Genomic DNA, 26058 nt, shown 5'->3' with positions numbered 1-26058 from the left:
CGTGCACCACCGCGTCCGCCCTGCGAACGGCGTCCCCCTTCGCGATTCCCGTCCCCATCGGCGATTCTTGTCCACATTCATGTGGTGACGGCGGCTGCAGGCGCACCTCGAACCTGGCATGGCAACGTCTGTTCGATGTGGACGAAAATCGCCGATTTGGACGGGAATCGCCGTTGGGGCGGGATCGGGGTGCTGAGTGCGGGCGGGGTGGGTGAGAAAATGGGCGCATCATGACTCACTCAGCCGCCCCAGCACTGCTCGGCAACGCGCCGGCGCGCGTCGTCGTCGATCTCGATGCCATCGCCGACAACGCCAACGAGATGACGCGTCGCGCCGAGGGCGCCTCCGTTCTCGGTGTCGTCAAGGGCGACGCGTACGGTCACGGTCTCGTGCCGAGCGCCCGCGCCGCCGTCAGCGGGGGCGCGACGTGGCTCGGTGTCGCGCAGTTGGCTGAGGCGATGACGCTTCGTCGCGCGGCCGCCGAGGGCGCCGGCGACCTCGATGTTCCGGTGCTGTCGTGGCTGCACGCTCCCGGCTCACCGTTCGCCGATGCCATCGAGGCGCGCATCGATCTCGGGGCGCCGTCCGTCGGCGAACTCGACGGGATCGCTGCCGCGGCGCGCCGCGTCGGGCGTCGGGCGCGCGTGCACCTCAAGGTCGACACGGGCCTCGCCCGCAACGGCGCCTATGGGGACGACTGGCCGCGCCTCGTCGAGGCTGCGAAGGCTGCTCAGGCAACGGGTGATGTCGAGGTCGTCGGATTGATGACGCACTTCGTGCGCGCGGACGAACCCGGCCACCCCGAGAACACCGCCCAGATCGAACGGTTCACCTCCGCCGCAACCGACTGTGAAAGTGCCGGGTTCGAACTCGAGGTGCGGCACATGTCGAACTCGCCGGCGACGTTCTTCCTGCCCGAGGCGCGCTTCGACCTCGTCCGCCCCGGGCTCGCGCTCTACGGGCTCTCGCCCGCACCCGACCTCGCGACGAGCGAGGAGCTGACGCTGCGCCCCGCGATGTCGATCACCGCGAACGTCACGGTGACGAAGCGCGTACCGGCCGGGCAGGGCGTGAGTTACGGCCACACGTACACGACGCCGCGTGAGACGACGCTCGCCGACATCCCCGTCGGGTACGCAGACGGCGTGCCGCGCGCCGCGTCGAACGTCGGCCCGCTCCTGGTGGCGGGCGCGCGCACCACTATTGCCGGCCGCGTCTGCATGGACCAGATCGTCACCGACGCCGGGGACGCCGCCGTCGCGGCCGGCGATGAGGTCGTGCTGTTCGGGCGCGCGTCCGACGGCACCCAGGGCCCGAGCGCCCAGGACTGGGCTGACGCCGCCGGCACGATCAGCTACGAGATCGTCACGCGCATGAGCACGCGGCTGCCGCGCGTCTATACGGGAAGCCTGGCGAAGGAGCTCGGACTGTGAATGACCTGGTGATTCGCGGCAGCAAGCACCTGCCTGACGCCGACGCGACGACCGCGTTCGGTGCGGCGCTCGCGGGTGTGCTGCGCGCGGGGGACGTCGTCGTCATGACGGGCGATCTCGGAGCAGGCAAGACGACGATGACGCGCGGCCTCGGTGCGGCACTGAACGTGCGGGGTGATGTCACGAGCCCGACGTTCGTCATCGCGCGTGAGCACCCGTCGCTGGGTGACGGGCCGGCCCTCGTCCACGTCGACGCCTACCGACTCGGCGGGTTCGGTGAACTCGACGACCTCGACCTCGACACGTCCGTCGACGACGCCGTCACCGTCGTCGAATGGGGCGCCGGGATGGCCGAGGGGCTGTCCGAGGACCGGTTGCACCTCACGTTGACCGGGCTCGACGACCGCACCGTCACCGTCGAGACGGCCGGGCCGCGCTGGGCGGACGTCGACCTCGTCGCGGCTCTGGGGCTCGTCGCCGACTGAGCATCGCAGCCAGCACCTGCGTCGCTGCACATTTCTCGTGCAGCGGTCGTGACCGCGCCGCAGTCGCAGCCGCAGCCTCGGGCAACGTGTGCGTTCCGCGTCGGCCGGTACCTCGCCCGGAGCTGCTCGACGTGAGCCTCCGCGCCCAGCCGGCCGGCAGCTTCGTCAGGCGAGTTGCGTCCCGCCGATAAGCTGGATGGGTGCTTCTCGCGATCGATACGTCCACCTCCGCCGTCACGGCAGCCCTGCACGACGGGCGTGACGTCGTCGCGCGCACCTCGACGATCGACGCGCGTCGTCACACCGAGATCCTGGCACCCGCGATCGAGGCCATGTTCGCGGAAACCGACGTGGTGCCCGCAGACCTGTCACGCGTCGCCGTCGGAGTGGGGCCGGGGCCGTTCACCGGATTGCGCGTCGGCATCATGACGGCGATGACGTTCGCGTACGCCCTCGACCTGCCCATCGGTGGTGTGTGCTCCCTCGACGCCCTCGCGCATCGTGCGCAGACGCTCGGGATGCGCGGTCCGCTGCTTGTCGCGACGGACGCGCGCCGCAAGGAGATCTACTGGGCGCATTACGACATCGACGGTGGGCGGATCGCGGCAGGAGACCCGGGCGTCGACAAGGCCGCCGCGGTCGCCGAACAGCTCGGTGACATTCCCGCCGTCGGTCGCGGTGCGAGGCTCTACGCCGACGTTCTCCATGACGCGACGCGGGCAGCCGCGGCCGGTGCTGTCGACACGTCCGGCGACGCGGCCCTGACGGGAGCAGGCGAGGCTGAGGTGCTGCTCGACGTCGACGCCGCCGACCTCGCGATCGTCGCGCACGAACGCGTCATGGCGGGGGAGCGCCTGCTCGACACCGAACCTCTCTACCTGCGCCGCCCTGACGCCGTGCCCGCTGCTGCGGCACCCATCGCGCGCGTTCTTGGTCGATGAACAGCGTTGCACCGCAGGGTTTGTCGGCTATTCCTTCGAGTGATTCGTCAGTGGCACACCCCGCGGAGCACACCCCGTCACCAGAGCCCGCTGCGCAGCCTGCCGCGGCGACGGCGAGTGCTGACGTCGCCCTGCGCCCCGCCACCTGGCGCGACATCGAGACCCTCGCGGCCCTCGATGCGCAGCTGTTCGAGCACGACGCGTGGCGCGAACGCACGTGGTGGGACGAGTTCGCCGCACGCCCGCGCCGTCAGTACGTCGTCGCAGTGGGCGCTGCTGTGCCGCAGCAGCGCGTCGTGGCTGACGGCACGGCGCACGCCCCAGAGGCCTCGCCGGACGACGCCGATGATCGCGAGCCAAGCGCACAGTCGATGCCGCGAACCGACGGCGCACCTCACGTCTCGGCGAATGGTCACCCAGAACACATCCTCGGCTACGCCGGGCTCGACGTGGCCGGCAGCACTGCCGACGTCATGACGATCGCCGTCACCCCCGAGGCGCGCGGCACAGGGCTGGGGCGTCGGCTGCTCGATCACCTCGTCACAGCCGCCACGCACGCGGGCGCCGAAGCCCTGCTGCTCGAGGTGCGCGCCGACAACGACCCTGCGCTGCGTCTCTACGAACGCGCCGGGTTCGATCGCCTCACCGTGCGCCGCCGCTACTACCAACCCGGTGACGTCGACGCCGTCATCATGCGCAAGCTCCTGAAGGAGACCCGATGAGCCTCACCGCCACCCGCGAACCCCTCGTCCTCGGCATCGAGAGTTCGTGCGACGAGACAGGCATCGGCCTCGTGCGTGGCACGACGCTGCTCGCCAACGAGGTCGCGAGTTCGATGGATCTGCACGCCCGCTTCGGTGGCGTCGTGCCCGAGATCGCGAGCCGCGCGCACCTCGAGGCGCTGATCCCGTCGCTGCGTCGCGCCTGCGACACGGCGGGCGTCAAGCTCACCGACGTCGACGCGATCGCCGTCACCGTCGGCCCAGGTCTCGCCGGTGCGCTCATGGTCGGTGTCGCGGCAGCGAAGGCCCTGTCGATCGCCCTCGACAAGCCGCTCTACGGCGTCAACCACCTCGCGGCGCACGTCGCCGTCGACATGCTCGAGCACGGCCCGCTGCCGGAACCGACGATGGGGCTGCTCGTCTCCGGCGGCCACACGAACCTGCTCTACGTGCCCGACATCGCGACGGACGTGCGCAGCCTCGGCAACACGATCGACGACGCGTGCGGCGAGGCGTTCGACAAGGTGGCGCGCGTACTCGGCCTGCCCTACCCGGGCGGCCCGGCGATCGACGAGGCGGCCAAGGACGGCGACCCGAAGGCCATCCCGTTCCCGCGTGGGTTGTCGACGAAGAAGGACCTCGAGAAGCACCGGTACGACTTCTCGTTCAGCGGCCTCAAGACGTCCGTCACCCGCTGGGTCGCGACGAAACAGACTGCCGGGGAAGAGGTTCCGGTTGCCGACGTCGCCGCGTCCTTCCAGGAGGCCGTCGTCGACGTCATCACGAAGAAGGCCGTCATGGCTTGCCGCGACTACAAGTGCGACAACCTCATGGTCGGCGGCGGCGTCTCGGCCAACTCGCGGCTGCGCACGGTGCTCGAGCAGCGTTGCACGTCGGCGGGCATCTCGATCCGCGTGCCGAAACTGAGCCTGTGCACCGACAACGGCGCGATGGTCGCGACGCTCGGCGCGCACCTCGTCGCGAAGGGCATCGCACCGTCAACGCTCGCCGTGCCCGCCGACTCCTCCATGCCGATCGGACAGGTGATGGGATGACCCCGCGCACCCCCGCAACCACCCCTGTTACCGGCACGCCTGACGTCGCCCCCGCGGGCGTCGCCTTCGCCGCCGACCAGGCCCGACTCGCGCCCCGCCGACGCCGCGTCCGCCTGACGGTCGTCGCCGCCGCAACGTTGTCGATGACGCTCGCCTCGTGCAGTTCGTCGGACGACGGCAAGCCCGCGTCATCGTCCGGATCGTCGGCATCGTCGAAGGCGTCCGGTTCGGCCGGCGCATCGGCGCCGGCTGACGGAAATCGCGCCCAGGCCGACACGGGCCTGCCGACACAGGCAGAGCTCGACGCCGCTACGGGTGACGTCTCGAAGCTGACGACGAAGCAGCTCGCCGGGCAGGTCATCGTCGGGTACTACCAGGGCACGAGCCCGCAGGCGGCCGCCGATGCAGTGCGTCGCAATGGCCTCGGCGGGGTCATCATCATGGGCGACAACGTGCCGAGCAACCCCACGGACGAGTCAGCGGGCTTGCCGGCCGTCACGAAAGCGGTGCAGGCCGCCGTCAAGGAGAGCGGACGGTCGTGGCCGGCCGTCATCGGCATCGATCAGGAGGGCGGTCCGGTCACCCGCATCACCTCCGGCGTCACCCCACTGCCGGGTGCGATGGCCTACGGCGCCGCCGACGATGCGGCGCTCGCGACGCAGCTCGCCAAGGACGAAGGCCGGGAGCTGCGTTCGCTCGGCGTGACGATGAACTTCGCACCTGACGCGGACGTCACCGTCGGCCCCAGTGACCCGACGATCGGCGTGCGCTCGCCGAGCAGCGACCCGCAGCGCGTCGCGCGAGCTGTCAACGCGCAGGTCGCCGGTTACCAGCAGGCCGGCATCGTGCCCGTCATCAAACACTTTCCGGGCCACGGCTCGGTGACGACGGACACGCACGTCGACTACGCCGTCCAGGCTCAGTCGGTCGAGCAGCTCATGAAGCGCGACTGGGTGCCGTTCGCCTCGGCGAGCAAGGCCGGCGTGCCCGCCATCATGACGGCGCACATCGTCGTCAAGGACGTCGACCCCAACGTGCCGAGCACGCTCTCGCCGAAGGTGCTCACGGGCCAGTTGCGCGACAAGCTCGGGTTCAAGGGGCTCATCGTCACCGACGGCATGAACATGGGCGCGATCGTCAAGAAGTTCGATCGCGGCGGCGCTGCAGCGGTGTCGGCGCTCGAGGCCGGAGCCGATGTCGTGCTCATGCCCGCCGACGCGAGCGCGTCGGTGAGCGCGATCGAGAAGGCCGTCGCCTCAGGAGAACTGACGCGCCAGCGGCTCATCGAATCCGCCGCGCGCATCGTCGCGACGACGCGGCACCAGCACGTCAGTGCGCCCGACGCGTCGGTGCGCGGTTCCCATGACGACGACGCGCGCCGTCTCGCGAAGGCGTCGATCACCCAGCTCGGCGGGCGCTGCGGGCGTGACCTCGTCGGGAGCCGTGTGCGGGTCGAAGGGGGGACGGCGGAACATCGAGCGACGCTGACGAAGGAGCTGAAGGCCCGCGGCGTCGACGTCGGACTGCAGGGCACGCGGGTGAACCTGCTCGAAGGGGGCGTGTACAACGCCGGCGAATCGTCCGCCGGCGGGGGAGCGGAGGCGACGTCGCCCGGCACGTCAGGAGCGATCAAGGCCGGAAACAGCGGCGTGCAGATCGCCCTCGACACGCCCTACCCGCTCGCTCTGCGCGGCTCCGACACCGTCGGACTCGCGGCCTACGGTTCGACGCAGCCGACGTTCGCGGCGCTCGCGGACGTCCTGACCGGCAAGGCCAAGGCCGGTGGGACGCTGCCCGTCGCCGTCGGCAAGGACGGGGTGGGCTCTTCAGCGTGTCGGTGAGCGTGCCGCCTTCCGGCGGACCGTCATGCCCCGTGCGTGCGCCCCATTTCGCTCGAACTCGCTGACACGGCGTCAGCGAAACAGCCAAGCATGCACGAGCGAACCGAGCACCCAGCTGATGCCGACGAACGCCGCGAAGCCGGCGAAGCCTGAACGTCGCTGATCGGGCGCAGGGGCCGTGGAACGGCCGAACCACCCCTCGCGCATCACGTACCACACGAGGCCGACGCCCATGGGGCAGCCGAAGATCCAGAACCAGCTCCAACGGGTGCCGAAACGGGGCTGGCGGGCGTACAGCGATCCCAGCGCGATCAGCACGCTGAGCAGCATGACGACCCCGTAGGTCTCGACGGTGCCCGAGCCGTCGGCGTAGCTGATCGTGCCCAGCGGCGTGAGCGCGCGGACCGTCGTGACGCGCGTCGACGCAGCCTGGGTCGCGAGCGATCGGTAGAGGGCGGCCGACGGGCTGGACGCGGGGTCGGGCCAGCCGTCCTCGGCGGTGCGCCAGCCGGTGACGCTGAAGTCGCGCGTCACGTGCAGCCCCGAGCTGTCGCTCCAGGCGATCTGCTGCTCCTGCGTCGACGAGAGCGTGCCCGCGCCGTCGCCACCGTTCTCGCGCGGGGTCGTGAAACGCGAATCCTGCCATTCCTGGGAGAGGGGGTCGGCGAGGCCCGGCGTGAAGTGACCGCTCGGGCCGTCGTCGGAGGGGCGCTGCACGACGAGCCAGCGCACGTCGTCGTGCCGCTGCAGGGCGCTGGCCGCGTCGGCCACACTGCCGGAACGCATCGGCGAGGCGAGGATGCTGACGGCCCACACTGCCCAGAGGATGAGAGCGATGCTCATCAGCCACGTCGCCGTGCCACTGCGCCCGGGCGCGGACGGTCGTCGGCCTGTGGTTTCGGCAGGAGCAGGTGGCACAGGCGTCGAGTCTTCGGAGAGGGCGCCCGCCTCGGACGTTTGCATGTTCGTCAGTATCGACGGCTCAAGTGCGTCCGAGCTGGGGCGTGGATCTCGGTCAGGTCACGGTTCGCACGCCCATCCTCGAGATCGAGCGATACGGGAGAGTCCGAGCACTGTGGTGCTCGGACTCGCCCACATCGCTCGATCTCACGGATGCGTCATGGGGCGGGGCGTCAGGGAAGCGGGGCGGCGAGCGTCACAGCGGTTCGACGACGAGTGCCAGGCGCTCGCCGTCGAGCGTCACGAGCACGACCGTCAGGGCGTTCGAGCCCTTGAGCTTGAGCGAGCGGCGCAGCGCGTCGGCGTCGACGTCCACGTCGCGTTTCTTGATCGTGAGGCGGCCGACGGCGCGCTCGCGCAGGTAGGCGCGCAGCGTCTTCTCGTGCAGCGGCACGGAGTCGAGCACGCGGTAGGCGCGTCCCAGCAGCCCGATGTCGACGAGCGCATCGGCCGTGACGTAGCCGTGTCCGGGCGTGAACTCGTGGCCGCCCGTGGCGTCGAGCAGCGCCCCGACGAGGCCGCTGCGCGTCAACGCCTTGTCGGCCTCGTAGAAGTACGGTCCGAGTGACGCGCGGCTTGCGGGCGCGGCGTCGATGCCGTCGAAGTCGGCCTCGATGACGTGCAGGACGTCGGGCGGGACGCGATCGCCGGACGACCTCGAGCCGCCCGGTCGGGGACGCATGATCGTCGCAGTTCTGCCGACGTCACGGACGGCGGCGCCCCACCACACGCTCGCCTCCACGACGTCGCCGGCGTAGGAGACGAACTCGACCTCGCAACCGCTCGGCACGTCGTGATGGGCCAGGCTCGGCGAGAGCTTGGCGCCTGCCGCGGGGGCGGCAGCCGCGACGTGCTGGATCAGCTCCCAGGTCGGCGTCAGCGCCGCGAGGGAGAACGTGCGCTTCGTGCGCCCGCGGATGTCGGCGACGCCGGGCGTGCGGCGTGCCGGGTCGAACCACCGGGCGGCCCCGGGTTGGTCGAGCGAAGCCGCGACATCCTCGACCCGCCCCGTGACGACGCGACTGCCGGGAAACGACGCAAGGTTCTGGGCGGCCAGAGCCGCGGTTTCCGGATCCGCTTCGACGCCGATGACGTCGAGCCCGGCTCGCGCGAATCCGACGGCGTCGGAACCGATTCCGCAGCCACCGTCGATGACGAGGCTCGCCCCGGCGTCGAGGAACCGCTGCGCGTGCAGACGGGCGATGGGTGCGCGCGTGGCCTGTTCGAGGGCGTCGGGGGTGAAGAACATCGACGCCGCCGCATCACCGAACTTGTCGACGGCCCTGGCCCGCAGCCGGGACTGGGTGAGCGCAGCGGCGACGAGTTCGGGGGAGTGCCCTGCGGCGCGCAGCCGCGTCGTCAGCATGACGACGTTCTTCTCCTCGTAGGGCGGGAGCGAGGCGAGCAGCGCGCGTCCGTCGTCGGTGAACAACTCGTGCACGACGCTCGCATCCATGGCCGCCATTGTGTCATCGGGGGCCCCCGGAGCAGCCCCCGATGCGCTGTGGGCGAACATCGGAAACGAGTTGGCACTCGGCTTGACCGAGTGCCAACGGCATTACTAGATTCGGTTCCAGCACTCACCCCTGGGTAGTGCCAGTGAGCTCATCCCTCGACCCCCGCGACGGCGAGGCGATATCGGCCCACATGCATGCCACACCGCCACCGGTGGGTGGTGTGGCCAGGGAACGAAAGCATCCGTCCCGCCCGAGAAGATCGGGCGGTCTGCGAAAGGGAAGGTCCTACCGTGTCGGTCAACATCAAGCCGCTCGAAGACCGCATCGTCGTCAAGGCCGTCGAGGCCGAGCAGACCACGGCCTCCGGCCTCGTCATCCCGGACACCGCCAAGGAGAAGCCGCAGGAGGGCGAGGTCATCGCCGTCGGCCCCGGTCGCATCGACGACCACGGCAACCGCGTTCCGGTCGACGTCGCCGTCGGCGACAAGGTCATCTACTCGAAGTACGGCGGCACCGAGGTCAAGTTCGCCGGTACCGAGTACCTCATCCTCTCCGCTCGCGACGTGCTCGCGGTCGTCTCCTGACGATCCGTCGAGCCAGCAGGTGACGACGAGCCCGGCTCAGGTCTGACGGCCGGGCCGGGTTCGTCCTTTCCTCTCACTCGCACCCCACACTCTTCCGCTGCGCGCGTCACGCGCCGCGCGGCGCCTTCGAACGAAAGGTTGAACCATGGCCAAGACGCTTGAATTCAACGACGACGCCCGCAAGTCCCTCGAGCGCGGTGTCGACGCGCTCGCCAACGCCGTCAAGGTGACGCTCGGCCCCAAGGGCCGCAACGTCGTCATCGACAAGGCGTGGGGCGCCCCCACGATCACGAACGACGGTGTGACGATCGCCCGCGAGGTCGAGCTCGAGGACCCGTACGAGAACCTCGGCGCGCAGCTCGCCAAGGAGGTCGCCACCAAGACGAACGACGTCGCCGGTGACGGTACGACGACCGCGACGGTTCTCGCCCAGGCGCTCGTCAAGGAGGGCCTGCGCAACGTCGCTGCGGGCGCTGCTCCGTCCGGCCTGAAGCGCGGCATCGACAAGGCCGTCACGGCCATCAACGACCAGCTGCTCGCCAACGCGCGCCCCGTCGATGGTCAGGACGACTACGCCAAGGTCGCCTCGCTGTCCGCTCAGGACGCGACGATCGGTGGCCTCATCGGTGAGGCGTTCGCGAAGGTCGGCAAGGACGGCGTCATCACCGTCGAGGAGTCCTCGACCGCCGAGACGAAGCTCGAGTACACCGAGGGCATGCAGTTCGACAAGGGCTACCTCTCGCCGTACTTCGTCACCGACCCCGAGCGCATGGAGGCCGTCCTCGAGGACGCCTACATCCTCATCAACCAGGGCAAGATCTCGGCCATCGCCGACCTGCTGCCCGTCCTCGAGAAGGTCGTGCAGTCCGGCAAGCCGCTGCTCATCATCGCCGAGGACATCGAGGGCGAGGCCCTCTCCACCCTCGTCGTCAACAAGATCCGCGGCACGTTCAACGTCGTCGCCGTCAAGGCCCCCGGCTTCGGCGACCGCCGCAAGGCGATGCTGCAGGACATCGCGATCCTCACCGGTGGCCAGGTCATCGCCGAGGAGGTCGGGCTCAAGCTCGAGAACGCCGACCTCGACTCGCTCGGTCAGGCACGCCGCATCCAGGTGACGAAGGACAACACGACGATCATCGACGGCGCCGGCGCCGCTGATGACGTCGCGGGCCGCGTCAAGGAGCTGAAGTCCGAGATCGAGCGCACCGACTCCGACTGGGACCGCGAGAAGCTCCAGGAACGCCTCGCCAAGCTCGCCGGCGGCGTCTGCGTCATCGCCGTCGGTGCGCACACCGAGGTCGAGATGAAAGAGAAGAAGCACCGCATCGAGGACGCCATCGCGGCCACGCGTGCGGCCATCGAAGAGGGCATCGTCGCAGGTGGTGGTTCGGCCGTCATCCACGCGTCGTCCGCTCTCGACTCCCTCTCGCTCGAGGGTGACGAGGCGACGGGTGCCACACTCGTCGGCAAGGCCATCGCCGAGCCGCTGCGCTGGATCGCCGAGAACGCCGGCCTCGAGGGCTACGTCGCCGTCTCCAAGGTGCGCGAACTGCCCGTCGGCCAGGGCCTCGACGCCGCGACCGGCGAGTACATCGACCTCGTCGACGCCGGCATCATCGACCCCGTCAAGGTGACCCGCTCCGCGCTCACCAACGCCGCCTCCATCGCCTCGATGGTGCTCACGACCGACACCCTCGTCGTCGAGAAGAAGGAAGAGGAAGAGGCCCCCGCCGCCGGCGGCCACGGCCACAGCCACTGATCCTTCCCTCGCTTCGTCTTCCGGCGGGGGTCTGAGCGGGCGCATGCGCCCCGCTCAGACCCCCGCTCGGCGCGACGATGCTTCGGGCGTGACAGACGAATCCCGCCCCGCCCCACACTTCGCAAGCTCAGTGTGGGACGGGGCGGGATTCGTCTGTCACGGGTCCATGTCGCGCCGTGGTGCGGTGGCGAGAGCGTGCGGTGTTGGTCAGACGCCGGCGTCGCGCCGTGGTGCGATGGTGGGAGCGTGGGGCGTTGTTCGCCCGGGGGGCTCGCGTCGTCGGGTGGTGGCGGGAACGCGCGAGGTTGTTCCGGAGCCGGCTTCGCGCCGGGGGTGCGGAGCGGGCGTCAGTTCGTGACGCGCACGCACTCGTCCTCGAGGCACACGACGCTGCCGACCTTGATCTGCGCGCTACGACGCGTGTCGACCTCGCCATCCACCGTTACGAGACCCTCCGTGATGACCACGCGCGCCTCCGCACCGTCCTCCACGAGATTCGCGAGCTTGAGCAACTGACCGAGCTTGATCGACTCGTCACGGATCTGAACATCGGCGTGTGCGCTCATGACGCACTCCTTTCTGAGACTGCCCCCATTGTCCCATCGCGGGCGGCGCTGAGGTGGCGCCGCGGCCCCAGCTTCGTTAGCGTGGAGCGTCGATCTACGGCCCCACACACCGTCAGAGCGCGACAGGCAGTACCGTCGGATCGGAACACTGAAGCGCGACCGCACGCCCAGAAACGAGCAGGCAGAACCCCGTCCGACAGCACGCAGCAGCCCCTTGGAGAGGCCCGCATGACGAGCGAGACCGGATACTCCTCACCCGAGGCTGAATGGCCCCGGGTGAGTTCCGCGCGCCGCCATGTAACGCTCACGACCCCAACAGCGATGGAGGAAGTGAACGGGGAAGCCTCGTCCATCGCCGCGCTGGTCTCAGCAGCGCGATCCGGTGACGACGCGGCACGGGAGACACTTCTCGACGACGTGCACCAACGTGCACTTCGCTATGCCTCGGCAAGGTTGGGGGCCTTCAGTGGCTCCCGCGAACTCGCAGCGGATGCGGCTCAGGAGGTGTGCGTGGCTGTGCTCAAGGCTCTGCCCCGCTACGTCGAGCGCGGTGTCCCCTTCGAAGCGTTCGTGTATTCGATCTGCTCGCGCAAGGTGGCCGACGTCCAGCGCGGCGCCTTCCGCTCCGCCGTGCCGACGGACGAGGTGCCCGACATGATTGACCCCGGCCTCACCCCCGAGGACGCGGCGCTCAACCTCGACACCGCGCGGCGGCTGTCCGTGCTCATGGAGAAGTTGACGCCGCAGCAGCGCGAGATCCTGACGCTGCGCGTCGCCGTCGGCCTCAGCGCCGAGGAGACGGGCGCGAGCCTCAGCATGTCGCCGGGCGCCGTCCGTGTCGCCCAGCACCGTGCGCTCGCGCGACTGCGCACCCTGCACGAGACCTCGGGGGAGGAGCTTCGATGACACCGCCCGCCACCCGCTTCGACGTCGAGGCCAACCTGCGTGACATCGCCGAGGACGACGCCCTGCTCGACGCTCTCGGAGCCCGCTCCGTCGTCGAGTCGCCGTGCTCACGCGGCACGACGGTTCCCCCCTCGGAGGCGCGCTGCGTCTCCGCCCTGCGCCCCGCCCGGTTGCGGCCCGTTGTCGAGCCCCCGGCCCGCGAAGGTGACGACGACCTGGAGCGCAGCCCCGGCGAGCAGGCATTGAGCGACCTGTTCACCGCCTGGACACGTGAGATCGACGCGACCTGCGAGGCCGTGACGCGGCCGTCGCGTCCCGAGGTGACGCGCCGGCCCGAGGTACACGACAAGGATGTGTCGGCCCACCCCGTCATCGACACCAACATCACAGCTTCGCGCGAGAACGAGTTCGCCGGCGGTGGCCGCTACCTCGCGACCGGACGACCTACCTCGAAGCGCCGTACGCGGCGTGCTTGGAGTGGACGTGCCAGTCTCACGGCCGTCTCCGCCGGCGCCGTCGTCGCGCTGTCCAGCGTCGCCGCTGCCGTCAACGGCGGAAGCCTGTCGACCGTTCTCGCGCCGCTGCACCTCGACTGGAGCAATGCGCGCGCCGTCGCCGAACCAGACGTCCCCCGAGTGCAGGCCACGGCCGTTCCCACCCCGACGACACTGCCCGGACCGATGGCCGCCGCGCCGGGTGCACCGGCGCGATCGAGTGCGCATGGTGGACCGAGTCAGGGCCAGAGTGCCGGTCGTGAGGCAGCCCGACCCGAAACCGGCCCGCAATCAGGCGCCGAGCGTTCGGGTGAGGGTTCAGTCGCCGGTTCGATGATTCCCGAGCAGGTTCCCTCGAGCGTGGCGATGACGACCACGACGCGCGGCGACGCGCCGCAGCGCACGACGCCGGGAACGCGCGGCCAGCGCTCGTCCCAGTCGACGACGCAGCGCCCGTCGACGGGTTCGGCGTCCAGCTCACGGCCCAGCACGTCGCGTCCGACGGGCTCGTCCGGATCGACCTTGCCCGGTTCGTCCTCGAGCACGTCCAAGCAGAGCAGCTCGAGCACATCCAAGCCGAGCAGTTCGCGTCCGGCGCCGTCGCACTCGCAGCCCACGTCGCCGACCAGCCCGACGACGCCTTCGTCCGGCACTGCGACGCCGACGAGTCCGGCCACGCCGCCTACCACGCCGTCGGCGTCGAACACGCCGACGCCCTCCGACACGGTTTCGGACCCGGGCACCGCGCAGACGAGCGCCGGCGCCACCGCGACGGGAAGCCCGTCGGCCGAATCCGACTGACGGTAGCTGCGGCGCGGTTCGTCGTGGAGCCCGGTTGCCGGCTCGCACTGACCGGAGCTGCGGCGGGCTCGTCGTGCAGCCACCTGTGCCGTCGTCACGCGCGGTGAGGGCAGGGGCCGGAGTGTCCTAGACTTGGTGAATGGCTTTCGGTTCTGACAATGTCACTGACGTTCCCCCGAAGTTCGCGACGCTGGGCCTCACCTACGACGACGTTCTGCTGCTGCCCGGCGAGACCGACGTCATCCCGTCCGAGGTCGACACGACGGCGCAGCTGACGCGCGAGATCACCCTCAACATTCCGCTCGTTTCGGCGGCGATGGACACCGTCACCGAAGCGCGCATGGCGATTGCCATGGCGCGCGAGGGTGGCATGGGTGTGCTGCACCGCAACCTGTCGATCGAGGATCAGGCCTACCAGGTCGACCTGGTCAAGCGCACGCAGACGGGGCGCATCACGAACCCCGTGACGATCGGCCCCGACAAGACGCTCGAAGAGCTCGACGCGATCTGCGGCCAGTACCGCGTCTCCGGGCTGCCGGTCGTCGTCGAGGACGACAAGCTCGTCGGCATGATCACCAACCGCGACCTGCGCTTCACGCCCGTCGCGGAGTGGGCGACGACGAAGGTGCGCGACGTGATGACGCCGCAGCCGCTCGTCACCGCGCCCGTCGACATCTCGAACGACGACGCGACGGCGATCCTGCGTCAGCACAAGCGTGAGCGCCTGCCGCTCGTCGACGACGACGGGCGTCTCGTCGCGCTCATCACCGTGAAGGACTTCGTGAAGTCCGAGCAGTTTCCGAACGCCTCGAAGGACGCCGAAGGCCGCCTGCTCGTCGGCGCCGCCGTCGGGTACTTCGGTGAGGCCTGGCAGCGCGCGACGACGCTCATCGAAGCGGGCGTCGACGTGCTCGTCGTCGACACCGCGCACGGTCACGCCAAGCTGTTGCTCGACATGATCCGCAAGCTGAAGGCCGACCCCATGACGAAGCACGTGCAGATCGTCGGCGGCAACGTCGCGACCCGCGCAGGCGCGCAGGCACTCGTCGATGCCGGCGTCGACGCCGTCAAGGTCGGTGTCGGCCCCGGCTCCATCTGCACGACGCGCATCGTCGCCGGCGTCGGCGTCCCGCAGGTCAGCGCCGTCTACGAAGCCGCGCAGGCCTGCCAGCCCGCCGGCGTGCCCGTCATCGCCGACGGCGGCCTGCAGTACTCCGGCGACATCGCGAAGGCCCTCGTCGCAGGCGCCTCCACCGTCATGGTCGGCTCACTGCTCGCCGGCACCGAAGAATCACCCGGCGAAGTCGTCCTCATCAACGGCAAGCAGTTCAAGGCCTACCGCGGCATGGGCTCACTCGGAGCGATGAGCTCACGCGGCAAGAAGTCCTATTCCAAGGACCGCTACTTCCAGGCCGACGTCATCAGCGACGACCAACTCGTCCCCGAAGGCATCGAAGGCCGCGTCTCCTACAAGGGCCCCGTCAGCAACGCCGTCCGCCAACTCGTCGGCGGCCTGCACCAGTCGATGTTCTACGTCGGCGGCTCGACGATCCCCGAACTGCAGAAGCGCGGCCAATTCGTGCGCATCACCTCCGCCGGGCTCAAAGAAAGTCACCCCCACGACGTCCAAGGCATCGTCGAAGCCCCGAATTACTCCATTCGCTGACGTGTGCCGTCCGGATCCGGGAGCGGCAACGTCATGCGCCACGAAGGCGACCCCGGTCACTCGCAAGCTCGCGACGGGGTCGCCTTCGTGCGTCTGCGTCGTCGGGTGCTGCGGTCGTGGGAGGGTTCGGCCACCGCTTGCGGAGTTCGGGGCCTCGCTGACGTCGGTGTCGGTCGTGGTGCGGTCGTGGGAGGGAGCGGCTGGTACGGGTGACCACGGACGTTGCCCGAAAACGCCCCATGGATGACGCGATTGCGGGCAACGATCAGTTCAGCTGGCCTCGCTGGTGCGCGTTGGATGGAGTCACCGGTTCCGCACCTCGGATCAGTCACGAAGCATCTTGGTCGCGACGACGCCCACATCAGGACGCGCGGGCAGAACTGCCTCGAGATCGAGATAGAGCGGCGACTCAGGCCAGTCGGTCCGCGTCTTGGCGAACGCGTCCTCGAAGCCTGCGCGTCTGCGCACCGCGATCACGTCCTTCAGACGAATAGCGGTGAACCCGTCGGGGTACCCGCCGTCGCGCGCGTTCGCGATGAGAGCCCACTTCTTGCCGACGGCGCTCACGTAGCCCCAAACGGTCTCAGAAGAGCGAGGGTTGCGATGGACGTCCACGAGGCTCCGATCGATACGGGCCTTGTCGAGCTTCTTCGCGGCATCCATGCGAAGAGCGTAGCCACGCCGAGGAAGGCACCGCAGGTTTCCATCATCGAGGACCGGTGATACTCATGACCCGTGCGCTTCATCACCAAGTACCTCGACGGATACGTCCTCGCCCTGCTCGGAATGGTCGCCCTGGCGTGCCTGCTGCCGGCACGCGGCGGTGCCGTCGCGCCCGTCGAATGGGCGACGAACATCGCCATCGGGCTGCTGTTCTTCCTCTACGGCGCGCGCCTCTCGACCGAGGAGACCAAAGAGGGCTTCCGCCACTGGCGCCTCCACCTGCTCGTCCTCGCGTTCACGTTCGTCGCGTTCCCACTGCTGGGCCTCGTCATCCGGCCCATCGCTGACACGTTCCTGCCCCACACCCTCAGCCTCGGACTGCTGTACCTGACGCTGCTGCCGTCGACCGTGCAGTCGTCCGTCACGTTCACCTCACTCGCGCGCGGCAACGTCGCCGCGTCGATCTGCGCCGCCTCGTTCTCCAACATGCTCGGCGTCGTGCTCACGCCCCTGCTCGTCATCGGTGTCATGGGCGGGCAGGCCGCGTTCAGCCTCGACTCGGCGGAGAAACTCGTCGTCCAACTGCTGCTGCCGTTCATCCTCGGCCAGTTCTGCCACAAGCGCCTCGGCGGCTTCCTCGCCGAACACAAGCAGGGCCTGACGTACCTCGACCGCGGCGGCATCATGCTCGTCGTCTACTCCGCATTCAGCGCCGGCATGCGCGAACACATGTGGAGTCACGTCACCGTGTGGCAGGTCGTGGCGCTGCTTCTCATCTGCGCTGTGCTACTCGCCGTCGTCATGGTCGGCTCGTACGTGACGGCGCGCCGCCTCGGCTTCTCGCGGGCCGACCAGGTCGCCATCGTGTTCTGCGGATCGAAGAAGTCGATGGCGTCCGGATTGCCGATGGCGACCGTGCTGTTCCCCTCCGGCGTCGGACTGCTCGTGCTGCCCCTCATGATGTTCCACCAGCTGCAACTCATCGTCTGCGCGCAGGTCGCGCGCCAGTGGCCCGACAAACCCGCCCTCGGGCGGGCGCCGGAAGACGGCGTGAGGGAATAGGATCGACGCGTGACTGAGATCGAGATCGGCAAGGGCAAGCGCGGTCGCCGCGCGTATTCACTCGACGACATCGCGATCGTCCCGTCGCGCCGCACGCGCGACCCGCGGGAGGTGTCGACGTCGTGGCAGATCGACGCCTACCACTTCGAGCTGCCCGTCATGGCCGCGCCGATGGACTCGCTCATGTCGCCCGCGACGGCCATCGCGTTCGGCAAGCTCGGCGGCCTGCCGGTGCTCGACCTCGAAGGCCTGTGGACGCGCTACGAGGAGCCCGAGAAGCAGCTCGCGCAGATCGCGACGTGCAGCCCTGACGAGGCCACCGCCCGCATGCGCGAGATCTACGCCGAGCCCATCAAGCCCGAACTCATCACCGCACGCCTCAAGGAGATCCGTGACGCGGGCGTCACCGTCGCCGGCGCCCTGACACCGCAGCGCACGCAGGAGCACTGGCGCACCGTCGTCGCGGCGGGCGTCGACCTGTTCGTCATCCGCGGCACGACCGTCTCGGCCGAGCACGTCTCCGGCGCGTCCGAACCGCTCAACCTCAAGCGCTTCATCTACGAGCTCGACGTCCCCGTCATCGTCGGCGGCGCGGGCACCTACACCGCTGCGCTGCACCTCATGCGCACCGGCGCGGCCGGCGTCCTCGTCGGCTTCGGCGGCGGCGCCGCGCACACGACGCGCCGCACGCTCGGCATCCACGCGCCCATGGCGACGGCGATCTCCGACGTCGCGGCGGCGCGCCGCGACTACCTCGACGAGTCGGGCGGACGATACGTCCACGTCATCGCGGACGGCGGCGTCGGCACATCCGGCGACATCGTCAAGGCCGTCGCGTGCGGCGCTGACGCCGTCATGCTCGGCGCAGCCCTCGCGCGTGCCGAGGAGGCGCCGGGCCGCGGGTTCCACTGGGGACCCGAGGCGCACCACAGCCAGCTGCCGCGCGGTGAGCGCGTCGAGGTCGGCACCGTCGGTTCGCTCGAGCAGATCCTCGACGGCCCCGGCCAGAGCGCCGAAGGCACGACCAACATCATGGGCGCCCTCAAGCGCGCGATGGCGACGACCGGTTACTCCGACCTCAAGGAGTTCCAGCGCGTCGAACTCGTCGTCGCGCCCTACCAGCGCAGCTGACCCGCACCCCAGCCGGCACGCCCTCGCTCTTTCGAAGAGCGGGGGCGTGCTGCGTCAGGGGACGCATCGCGTCGGCAGAGCGCACGACGGCGTCCGCCATGTGCACGGTGTACGCGAAAGTAACCACGGTGTCGGAGGTCACATCTACAGTGGGGGGATGACGCCTTCACTGCACACCCAGCCCCGCCCGCAGCGTCCGCTCGCTCTCGACGAGGCGACCGTCCGACGCATGAGCGCCCGCGTCGTCGCGAGCGGCCCGGCGCAGGAACGCATGACGCCGCTGACGGGGGAGACGATCGGCGCGCTGCCCACGTCGACGCCCGACGACGTCGTCACCGCCTACGAACGGGCGCGCGCAGCGCAGCAGGAATGGGCACAGCGCGACGTCCGCGAACGCGTCGAGTTCCTCACGAGGCTGCACGACCTCGTGCTCGATCGCCAGGACGAGTTGCTCGACCTCATCCAGATCGAGTCGGGCAAGGCGCGCATCCAGGCGTTCGAGGAGGTGCTCGACACCGCGGGCGTGTGCCGTCACTACGCCAAGAAGGCGCCGAGCTATCTCGCCGAGCGCAAGGCCCTCGGCGCGCTTCCGGTGCTGACGCAGGCGCGCACGCACTATCTGCCGAAGGGCGTCGTCGGCATCGTCGCGCCGTGGAACTACCCGCTGTCGATGTCGATCACGGACGCGCTGCCGGCGCTCGCGGCGGGCAACGCCGTCGTCCTGCGCCCGGACGAGAAGTCGAGCTTCACGTGCCTGCGCGCCGTCGAACTGTGCGACGAGGCGGGCCTGCCCGAGGGGCTGCTCCAGGTCGTCCTCGGCGACGGGCCGAACGTCGGCGGGGCGGTGCTCGAGCACGCGGACTCGGTGATGTTCACCGGTTCGACGAAGACGGGCCGCATCGTCGCGCGCGACGCGGGGGAGCGGCTCAAGAGCGCGTCGCTCGAACTCGGTGGCAAGAACGCCATGTACATCGCCGATGACGCCGACCTGACGCGCGCCGCCGAGTGCGCGCAGCGCGCCGTCTTCGCGAGCGCGGGCCAGCTGTGCATCTCGATCGAGCGTCTCGTCGTGCACGAGAAGATCGCCGACGAGTTCCTGCGACGCTTCCTCGAACGCGTCACAGCGATGAAGATCGGCGTGGCGCTCGACTGGGGCTACGACATGGGCAGCCTCATCTCGGCCGACCAGCTCGAACGCGTCACACAGCACGTCGACGACGCCGTCGCGAAGGGCGCGACCGTGCTGGCCGGAGGCAAGGCGCGCCCCGACATCGGCCCGTACTGCTACGAACCGACCGTCCTCGACGGCGTCGCGGACGGCATGCTGTGCCGCGACGAGGAGACATTCGGGCCCGTCGTCAGCGTGTACCGCGTGAGCAACGACGACGAGGCCGTCGCCCTCGCCAATGACACCGACTTCGGCCTCAACGCCTCCGTCTGGACGAAGGATGTCGCGCGCGGGCGCGCCATTGCCGCCCGCATCCGCACCGGAACCGTCAACGTCAACGAGGGCTACGCGGCCGCTTACGCGAGCAACGGCGCGCCGATGGGCGGCATGAAGGCCTCCGGCCTCGGGCGGCGTCACGGCGCGGAAGGCATCACGAAGTACACCGACATCCAGAACGTCAGCGTGCAGCGGTTGCAGGGCTTCGGCGTGCCGAAGGGCGTGTCGCAGCGACAGTTCGCCCGCGCCCTGAGCACGGGTCTGCGCGTCATGAAGAAGGCGGGCCTGTCATGAACACCACCTCGCGCGATCAGGCGATGGACGTCGACGTCGCCGTCATCGGCTCCGGTTTCGGCGGCTCGGTCGCGGCGCTGCGGTTGGCTGAGAAGGGCTATGACGTCGTCGTGCTCGAAGCCGGCCCGCGGCGGCGTGACGACGAGTTCGCCAAGACGAGCTGGGACGTGCGCAACTACGTCTGGGCGCCCAAGCTCAAGTGCTTCGGCGTGCAGCGCATCCACAAGCTGCCGCACGCCGTCATCCTCGCGGGCGCGGGCGTGGGCGGCGGCAGCCTCAACTACGCGAACACGCTCTACGTGCCGCCGAAGACGTTCTTCGACGACCCGCAGTGGGCGCACATCACCGACTGGCAGGAAGAACTCGCGCCGCACTACACCGTGGCGAAGAAGATGCTCGGCGTCGTCGAGGCCAACCCGTGTGAGGGCGTCGTCGAGAACGTCATGCGCGACGCAGCCCGCAGCCTCGGTGTCGAGAACACGTTCCGCAAGACGCCGGTCGGCGTGTACTTCGGACGCGCCGGCGAGCGCGTCGACGACCCCTACTTCGGGGGCGAGGGCCCGGCGCGCACCGGCTGCACCGAGTGCGGCAACTGCATGGTCGGCTGCCGCGTCGGCGCGAAGAACACGCTGCTCAAGAACTACCTGCCCCTCGCCGAACGGGCCGGCGCACGCATCGAGGCGATGCGCACCGTCGTCGATCTCGAACCGATCGGTGAGCATGGCGAAGGCGGCTGGCGCGTGACGAGTGAGCGCACCGGCGCGTGGCTGCGTCGGGATCGCCGGACGATGACGGCCCGCCACGTCGTCCTCGCCGCCGGGACGTGGGGGACGCAGTCGTTGCTGCACACGCTGCGGGCCGAGGGGCGCCTGCGGCACCTGTCGCCGCGGCTGGGCAAGCTGACGCGTACCAACTCCGAAGAACTCGGTGGTGCGGCCCTCGTCGACGTACCGCGCGGCGCGGACCTGACGAAGGGCGTCGCCATCACCTCCAGCTTTCACGTCGACGCCACGACGCACGTCGAGAACTGCCGTTACGGCAAGGGCTCGAACGCGATGGGCTTCTTCTCCACCCTGCTCATCCCCGGCGACGTGCCGAGCCGCACGCGTGCCTTCGCGCGCGAGTTCATCAAGCGCCCGGGCACCCTGCTCAAGACCGTCGTGCCGCGAAGATGGAGTGAGCGCACCGTCATCGCCCTCGTCATGCAGACGCTCGACAACTCGATCGACGTCTCACCGCAGCGCACGCGCCGCGGGTGGAAGCTGACGTCCGCGCAGGGCCACGGCGAACCCAATCCGTCGTGGATTGCTGGCGGGCACAAGGCGATTCACGCGATGGCGAGCGAGCTGCAGAAGGCCGTCAAGGGCACCGCGGTGCCGGGCGGCACGTGGAACGAGCTGTTCGAGGTGCCGATGACGGCGCACTTCCTCGGCGGCGCACCGATCAGCGACGGGCCGGGCACGGGCGTCATCGACGCCTATCACCGCGTCCACGGCTACCCGACTCTGTCGATCGTCGACGGTTCGGCTGTCTCCGCGAACCTTGGCGTCAATCCTTCGCTGACGATCACCGCCCAGGCCGAACGTGCGATGAGTGCGTGGCCGGCCAAGGGGGAGCGGGACGAGCGCCCGGCGCCGGGTGAGGAGTACGTCAGGCTCGACATGGCGCCGGGTCGTGTGCCCGGGCAGGTCGTCGACGTCGGGATGCCGCGCATCGGTGGGCTTGCCGGTGGTGAAAGGGGCGCCGTCGAGGTGACGCCATGACGCTCCACAATGCAGAGCGACCCGTCTGAGGCAACGTTCAGTTCGACCCCGTAGGCTGAGTCGGTGCTGCGAACCGCGATGAAACCCCGCCTCCTGCGGTTGTTCGTCGTCATGCTCGTTCTGACGGCAGCCTTCGTCTGGTTGGGCAACTGGCAGTGGCAGACGGCCCACAACAGGGCCAACCAGCAGGTGCTCGAGGAGAGCAACAGGCGCGCTGTGGAACCACTTGACGACGTCCTGAAACCGCAGACGACGTTCGACAACGGGCGCTCCTTGCAGCCGATTCGTGCGACCGGCCATTATGACGCCGCGAAGACCGAACTGGTCGTCGGCCGCGTACTCGACGGCAAGAACGGCTACTGGCTCATGACACCGCTTGTCGTCGACACGACGGGCGCGCGCATCCCGGTGGTGCGCGGGTTCGTCACGCAGACGACGAAGTTGCCCGCGCCGACGTCAGGCGCGGTGACGATCGAGGGCGCGCTCGCGCCCGGTGAATCGGTCTCTACGCTCGGTGAACTTCCCGAGGGGCAGATCGGCACGATCGACATGGGCCGGCTGCTCAACGAGTGGGGCGGCAAGGTCTACAACGGCTTCGTCTTCTCGACGAAGCAGGCGCCGGCCGCGGCGCCGCAGTCGGGAACCGCTGTCGTGCAGCACATTCCGCCGCCGGTGCCGAAGGCGACGAAGGTCGATCTGCGCAACGCGGCCTATGCGTGGCAGTGGTGGATCTTCGCGATCTTCGCCGTCTTCATGTGGCTGCGAATCCTGCATGAGGAATACCTCGCCGACCGGGCGGCCGCCGAAGCCGCGATCTCCGACGGGCCGCAGGCAACAGATGCGCCCGACGTGCGCGCCGCACGCAGCGAGGGCGACGCCGCTGACGATCTCGACCAGCCCGACGACGGTGCCGCCCGGGCGTCGTCGGCTCCCGAAACCCTCGCCGAACAGGGCGCGATGCGCCCGGCGACACGAAAGGAAACGCCGTGACCAAGCCTGCTCCCACCCCCGGCCGCCCCATGGTGCGCATCGACGCACTCAAGGCTCGCTCTGCCCTCAAGTTCTTCAAGGTCGCCGCGTTCATCGTCGGTATCGGCCTGCTCGTTCTCGTGCTCGAGATGGTGCTGCACTACGGTTTCGACAACCACGCCCTCGACTGGTGGCCGCAACCGCATGGTCTGCTCTTCCTCGTCTATGTCGCCGCGACGGCAAATCTGGGTTTCGCCATGCGCTGGGGAATCGGCAAGATGGTGCTCGTCATCCTGGCCGGCTGCGTCCCGTTCCTGTCCTTCTGGGTGGAGCGCCGCATCAGCGGTGAGGTCGAGCGCGATCTCGAGGCACTCCCCACCCGTTGAGCGGCTGGCAGCGTCCGATAACCGCGTGATTCCGGGGTTGTCGCCCCGGCCGATAGGATGAGTGACGTGACCGAAAATCTGCAGGATCATCCCGTTCTCGTCGTCGACTTCGGCGCGCAGTACGCGCAGCTGATCGCGCGACGCGTGCGTGAGTGCGCCCTCTACTCCGAGGTCGTGCCGCACACGATGAGTGCCGCCGAGATGCTGGCCAAGGAGCCCGCGGCCATCGTGCTGTCGGGCGGGCCGTCGTCGGTGTACGCCGAGGGGGCGCCGTCGCTCGACGTCGCGCTGCTCGAGGCTGGCGTGCCCGTGTTCGGCATCTGCTACGGCTTCCAGGCGATGGCTGACGCTCTGGGCGGCACCGTCGGCCACACGGGTGGTCGTGAGTACGGCAACACGACGGCGACGATCACGCACACCGAGTCCGTTCTGTTCGCAGGGCAGCCCGCCGAGCAGAACGTGTGGATGTCGCACGGTGACGGCGTCACCGAGGCTCCCGCGGGCATGACGGTGTGTGCCCGCACACCCGGCGCGCCCGTCGCGGCGTTCGAGGATCCGGCGCGCAAGCTGTTCGGCGTCCAGTGGCACCCCGAGGTGTTGCACTCCGCCCATGGCCAGGAGGTGCTTCGTAACTTCCTGCTCAAGGGCGCCGGCCTCGAGGCGACGTGGACGGCCGCCAACATGGCCGAGGAGCTCGTCGAGCAGGTGCGGGAGCAGATCGGTGAGGGCCGCGCGATCTGTGGCCTCTCTGGTGGTGTCGACTCCTCGGTCGCCGCGGCGATGGTGCAGAAGGCGATCGGCGACCGACTGACGTGCGTCTTCGTCGACCACGGCCTGCTGCGCGCCGGTGAGGCCGAGCAGGTCAAGGAGGACTTCGTCGCCGCCACCGGCGTCGACCTCGTCGTCGTCGATGCGTCGCAGCAGTTCCTCGACGCGCTCGCGGGTCAGAGTGACCCGGAGACGAAGCGCAAGATCATCGGTCGCGAGTTCATCCGCGTCTTCGAGCAGGCCGCGCGCGACATCGTCGGCGCTGAGTCGAGCAGCGAGCACCCCGTCGAGTTCCTCGTCCAGGGCACGCTGTACCCCGATGTCGTCGAATCCGGCGGCGGCACGGGCGCGGCCAACATCAAGAGCCACCACAACGTCGGCGGCCTGCCCGACGACCTGCAGTTCACGCTCGTCGAGCCGCTGCGTTCGCTGTTCAAGGACGAGGTGCGTCAGGTCGGTCTCGAGCTCGGTGTGCCCGAGGCGATCGTGTGGCGCCAGCCGTTCCCGGGCCCCGGCCTCGGCATCCGCATCATCGGCGAGGTGACGGCCGAGCGCCTCGAGATCCTGCGCGCTGCCGACCTCATCGCCCGCGAAGAACTGACGGCCGCCGGTCTCGACCGCGACATCTGGCAGTGCCCCGTCGTGTTGCTCGCCGACGTGCGCTCAGTCGGCGTGCAGGGCGACGGCCGTACGTACGGTCACCCCATCGTCCTGCGCCCCGTATCGAGCGAGGACGCGATGACGGCCGACTGGACGCGCCTGCCCTACGACGTGCTCGCCAAGATCTCGAACCGCATCACGAACGAGGTCGCCGACGTCAACCGCGTCGTGCTCGACGTGACGAGCAAGCCACCGGGCACCATCGAGTGGGAGTGAGTTCGAAGGTGACGGCATGATGCCTCCTGAGCTCACGCACGACGACGGCGCAGCCCGCACGGCTGCGCCGTCGTCGCATCCCGGTGGTCCTCGACGCGGTCACGACGATCGGCCCGGCAGGTCGGCACGCCCCGGCGGTGGTGCGCGATGAGCGCCGATGACCTCGTGGGCGCGACACGCGCTGGCGACGACGCCGAGCCGGCCGGCGACATCCCGGAGTCCGTGCGTCGTCTCGTCTGCTCGGTGACGACCATGGCGCTCGTGTCGCTCACCGGGTTCCTTCTGGTGCTGTGGGTGTTCACGCGCACGGCACGCGGCCAGATGTGGGGCGAACGGGCGCGCCTGAGCACCGGTTCCAGCGCGCGAGCCTGGGCGCACATCGTCGACCCCCTGACGTACATCACGATCGCGAGCACAGGCGCGTTCCTGTTCGCGTTCGTCGCGATCGCATTCGTGCGACGCCGTTTCGCTCTCGCGGCGTCGGCCGTCTGCGTCGTCTCTGTGGCGAACGTGACGACGCAGCTGTTCAAGGCCTATTGGCCCACGCAACCACACTGGTGGTCGAACTCGTTGCCAAGTGGGCACTCGACGGTGGCGATGAGCATCGCCACGGCTGCCCTCATCGTCGCGCCCGTGGGCGCCAGGCGATGGCTGCTGCCGTTCGTCGGCTTCGGGGTGACGTTCGTCGGCGCGGGCACGCTCGTCGGACACTGGCACCGGCCCGCCGACGTCATCGCGGCCTTTCTGCTGACCACGTTCCTCGCCGCGATCGCGCTGGGCGTCGTGCAGCGCGTCCAGCACGGCCGTCATCCGCGCGACACGTCGTACGCGGTGCGACCCGTGCTCAGCCTGGCGGGCAGCATCGGCGTCGGCCTCATCTTCGTCGCGCTCGGGGTGCGTCCGCTCGATCACGACGTCTCGCTCGTCCTGGCGTTCGTCTCCCTGGTGAGCATCGCCGTGACGGCGGCGCTCACGCTGGCGTGGATCAGCGCCGCCGCCGACGACGCCGTCGGCTGAGGTCTCGAGCAGACC

The 26058-nt window shown here is 69.5% G+C and carries 23 protein-coding genes; 19 read left to right on the top strand and 4 right to left on the bottom strand.

The features are described from left to right. Window positions 1-230 precede the first annotated feature (230 nt). The 6 genes from alr (at window position 231) to ABH936_RS05005 (ending at window position 6477) form a co-directional block, all read left to right on the top strand. Window positions 231-1433 carry an alanine racemase gene (gene alr / locus ABH936_RS05030; protein WP_051806086.1) on the top strand — a complete coding sequence of 401 codons (1203 nt, stop codon included), beginning with the start codon at window positions 231-233 and terminating at the stop codon, window positions 1431-1433. Next, window positions 1430-1918 carry a tRNA (adenosine(37)-N6)-threonylcarbamoyltransferase complex ATPase subunit type 1 TsaE gene (tsaE, locus tag ABH936_RS05025; protein ID WP_404602758.1) on the top strand — a complete coding sequence of 163 codons (489 nt, stop codon included), beginning with the start codon at window positions 1430-1432 and terminating at the stop codon, window positions 1916-1918. Before alr ends, tsaE begins: the two co-directional genes overlap by 4 nt. A gap of 200 nt (window positions 1919-2118) precedes the next feature. Next, window positions 2119-2859: a tRNA (adenosine(37)-N6)-threonylcarbamoyltransferase complex dimerization subunit type 1 TsaB gene (gene tsaB / locus ABH936_RS05020; RefSeq protein WP_165584376.1), complete on the top strand. Its 741-nt coding sequence runs from the start codon at window positions 2119-2121 to the stop codon at window positions 2857-2859. A 50-nt stretch (window positions 2860-2909) separates the two neighbouring features. Next, a complete protein-coding gene (gene rimI, locus ABH936_RS05015) occupies window positions 2910-3581 on the top strand; it encodes a ribosomal protein S18-alanine N-acetyltransferase (RefSeq protein WP_404602757.1) in 672 nt (223 codons plus the stop codon). Further along, window positions 3578-4636 carry a tRNA (adenosine(37)-N6)-threonylcarbamoyltransferase complex transferase subunit TsaD gene (tsaD, locus tag ABH936_RS05010; RefSeq protein WP_144708360.1) on the top strand — a complete coding sequence of 353 codons (1059 nt, stop codon included), beginning with the start codon at window positions 3578-3580 and terminating at the stop codon, window positions 4634-4636. The genes rimI and tsaD overlap by 4 nt, the downstream gene beginning before the upstream one ends. Next, the gene (locus tag ABH936_RS05005) at window positions 4633-6477 is read left to right on the top strand and encodes a glycoside hydrolase family 3 protein (protein ID WP_239304825.1); all 1845 of its coding nucleotides are present in this window, start codon (window positions 4633-4635) and stop codon (window positions 6475-6477) included. The genes tsaD and ABH936_RS05005 overlap by 4 nt, the downstream gene beginning before the upstream one ends. A 72-nt stretch (window positions 6478-6549) precedes the next feature. Here the strand turns inward: ABH936_RS05005 and ABH936_RS05000 are convergent, their stop codons facing one another. Continuing rightward, a complete protein-coding gene (locus tag ABH936_RS05000) occupies window positions 6550-7320 on the bottom strand; it encodes a hypothetical protein (protein ID WP_239304827.1) in 771 nt (256 codons plus the stop codon). Window positions 7321-7633: 313 nt separating this feature from the next. Beyond that, on the bottom strand, window positions 7634-8893 hold the full coding sequence (locus ABH936_RS04995) for a THUMP-like domain-containing protein (RefSeq protein WP_239304829.1): 1260 nt from the start codon (window positions 8891-8893) through the stop codon (window positions 7634-7636). 291 nt (window positions 8894-9184) lie between these two features. Between ABH936_RS04995 and groES the strand changes: the two genes are divergently transcribed. Both groES and groL read left to right on the top strand, forming a co-directional pair. Beyond that, window positions 9185-9478 (top strand): co-chaperone GroES, encoded by a 294-nt coding sequence (gene groES / locus ABH936_RS04990; protein WP_006944132.1) that lies wholly within the window; start codon window positions 9185-9187, stop codon window positions 9476-9478. Between the two features lie 145 nt (window positions 9479-9623). Then, entirely contained in the window at window positions 9624-11237 is a 1614-nt protein-coding gene (groL, locus tag ABH936_RS04985; RefSeq protein ID WP_006944135.1) for a chaperonin GroEL, read from the top strand. 347 nt (window positions 11238-11584) lie between these two features. Here the strand turns inward: groL and ABH936_RS04980 are convergent, their stop codons facing one another. Further along, entirely contained in the window at window positions 11585-11803 is a 219-nt protein-coding gene (locus ABH936_RS04980) for an RNA-binding S4 domain-containing protein (protein ID WP_006944081.1), read from the bottom strand. 228 nt (window positions 11804-12031) lie between these two features. Between ABH936_RS04980 and shbA the strand changes: the two genes are divergently transcribed. The 3 genes from shbA (at window position 12032) to guaB (ending at window position 15670) form a co-directional block, all read left to right on the top strand. Then, window positions 12032-12709: an RNA polymerase sigma factor ShbA gene (gene shbA, locus ABH936_RS04975; protein ID WP_404602756.1), complete on the top strand. Its 678-nt coding sequence runs from the start codon at window positions 12032-12034 to the stop codon at window positions 12707-12709. Further along, entirely contained in the window at window positions 12706-14004 is a 1299-nt protein-coding gene (locus ABH936_RS04970) for a hypothetical protein (protein ID WP_074040289.1), read from the top strand. Before shbA ends, ABH936_RS04970 begins: the two co-directional genes overlap by 4 nt. A gap of 139 nt (window positions 14005-14143) precedes the next feature. Further along, window positions 14144-15670 carry an IMP dehydrogenase gene (guaB, locus tag ABH936_RS04965; protein WP_062257899.1) on the top strand — a complete coding sequence of 509 codons (1527 nt, stop codon included), beginning with the start codon at window positions 14144-14146 and terminating at the stop codon, window positions 15668-15670. A gap of 324 nt (window positions 15671-15994) precedes the next feature. Here guaB and ABH936_RS04960 read toward each other — a convergent pair whose 3' ends face one another. After that, the gene (locus ABH936_RS04960; RefSeq protein WP_404602755.1) at window positions 15995-16333 is read right to left on the bottom strand and encodes a hypothetical protein; all 339 of its coding nucleotides are present in this window, start codon (window positions 16331-16333) and stop codon (window positions 15995-15997) included. Window positions 16334-16405: 72 nt separating this feature from the next. On the opposite strand from ABH936_RS04960, the gene ABH936_RS04955 reads away from it, so the two are divergent. The 8 genes from ABH936_RS04955 to ABH936_RS04920 all read left to right on the top strand — a co-directional run bounded on the left by ABH936_RS04955 (window position 16406) and on the right by ABH936_RS04920 (window position 26043). Continuing rightward, a complete protein-coding gene (locus ABH936_RS04955; RefSeq protein ID WP_281711503.1) occupies window positions 16406-17395 on the top strand; it encodes a bile acid:sodium symporter family protein in 990 nt (329 codons plus the stop codon). A gap of 9 nt (window positions 17396-17404) precedes the next feature. After that, window positions 17405-18526, top strand: a complete 1122-nt coding sequence (locus ABH936_RS04950) for a GuaB3 family IMP dehydrogenase-related protein (protein ID WP_165584383.1) — start codon at window positions 17405-17407, stop codon at window positions 18524-18526. A 157-nt stretch (window positions 18527-18683) separates the two neighbouring features. After that, window positions 18684-20264, top strand: a complete 1581-nt coding sequence (locus ABH936_RS04945; RefSeq protein WP_404602754.1) for a succinic semialdehyde dehydrogenase — start codon at window positions 18684-18686, stop codon at window positions 20262-20264. Then, a complete protein-coding gene (locus ABH936_RS04940) occupies window positions 20261-22027 on the top strand; it encodes a GMC oxidoreductase (protein ID WP_038569104.1) in 1767 nt (588 codons plus the stop codon). The genes ABH936_RS04945 and ABH936_RS04940 overlap by 4 nt, the downstream gene beginning before the upstream one ends. Window positions 22028-22090: 63 nt before the next feature. After that, complete coding sequence (locus ABH936_RS04935; protein ID WP_404602753.1) at window positions 22091-23017, top strand: SURF1 family protein; 927 nt, start codon at window positions 22091-22093, stop codon at window positions 23015-23017. After that, window positions 23014-23382, top strand: coding sequence for a DUF3817 domain-containing protein (locus tag ABH936_RS04930; RefSeq protein ID WP_259878345.1), 369 nt, complete (start codon window positions 23014-23016; stop codon window positions 23380-23382). The genes ABH936_RS04935 and ABH936_RS04930 overlap by 4 nt, the downstream gene beginning before the upstream one ends. 66 nt (window positions 23383-23448) lie before the next feature. Next, on the top strand, window positions 23449-25026 hold the full coding sequence (gene guaA / locus ABH936_RS04925) for a glutamine-hydrolyzing GMP synthase (protein ID WP_006944852.1): 1578 nt from the start codon (window positions 23449-23451) through the stop codon (window positions 25024-25026). A 147-nt stretch (window positions 25027-25173) separates the two neighbouring features. Further along, complete coding sequence (locus tag ABH936_RS04920) at window positions 25174-26043, top strand: phosphatase PAP2 family protein (RefSeq protein ID WP_404602752.1); 870 nt, start codon at window positions 25174-25176, stop codon at window positions 26041-26043. The last annotated feature ends 15 nt before the right edge of the window (window positions 26044-26058 follow it).

It is taken from the genome of Dermacoccus sp. GAS27A, from assembly GCF_044909235.1.
Classification (GTDB): Bacteria; Actinomycetota; Actinomycetes; order Actinomycetales; family Dermatophilaceae; genus Dermacoccus; species Dermacoccus nishinomiyaensis.
This window is presented reverse-complemented; position numbering and strand designations above follow the sequence as displayed.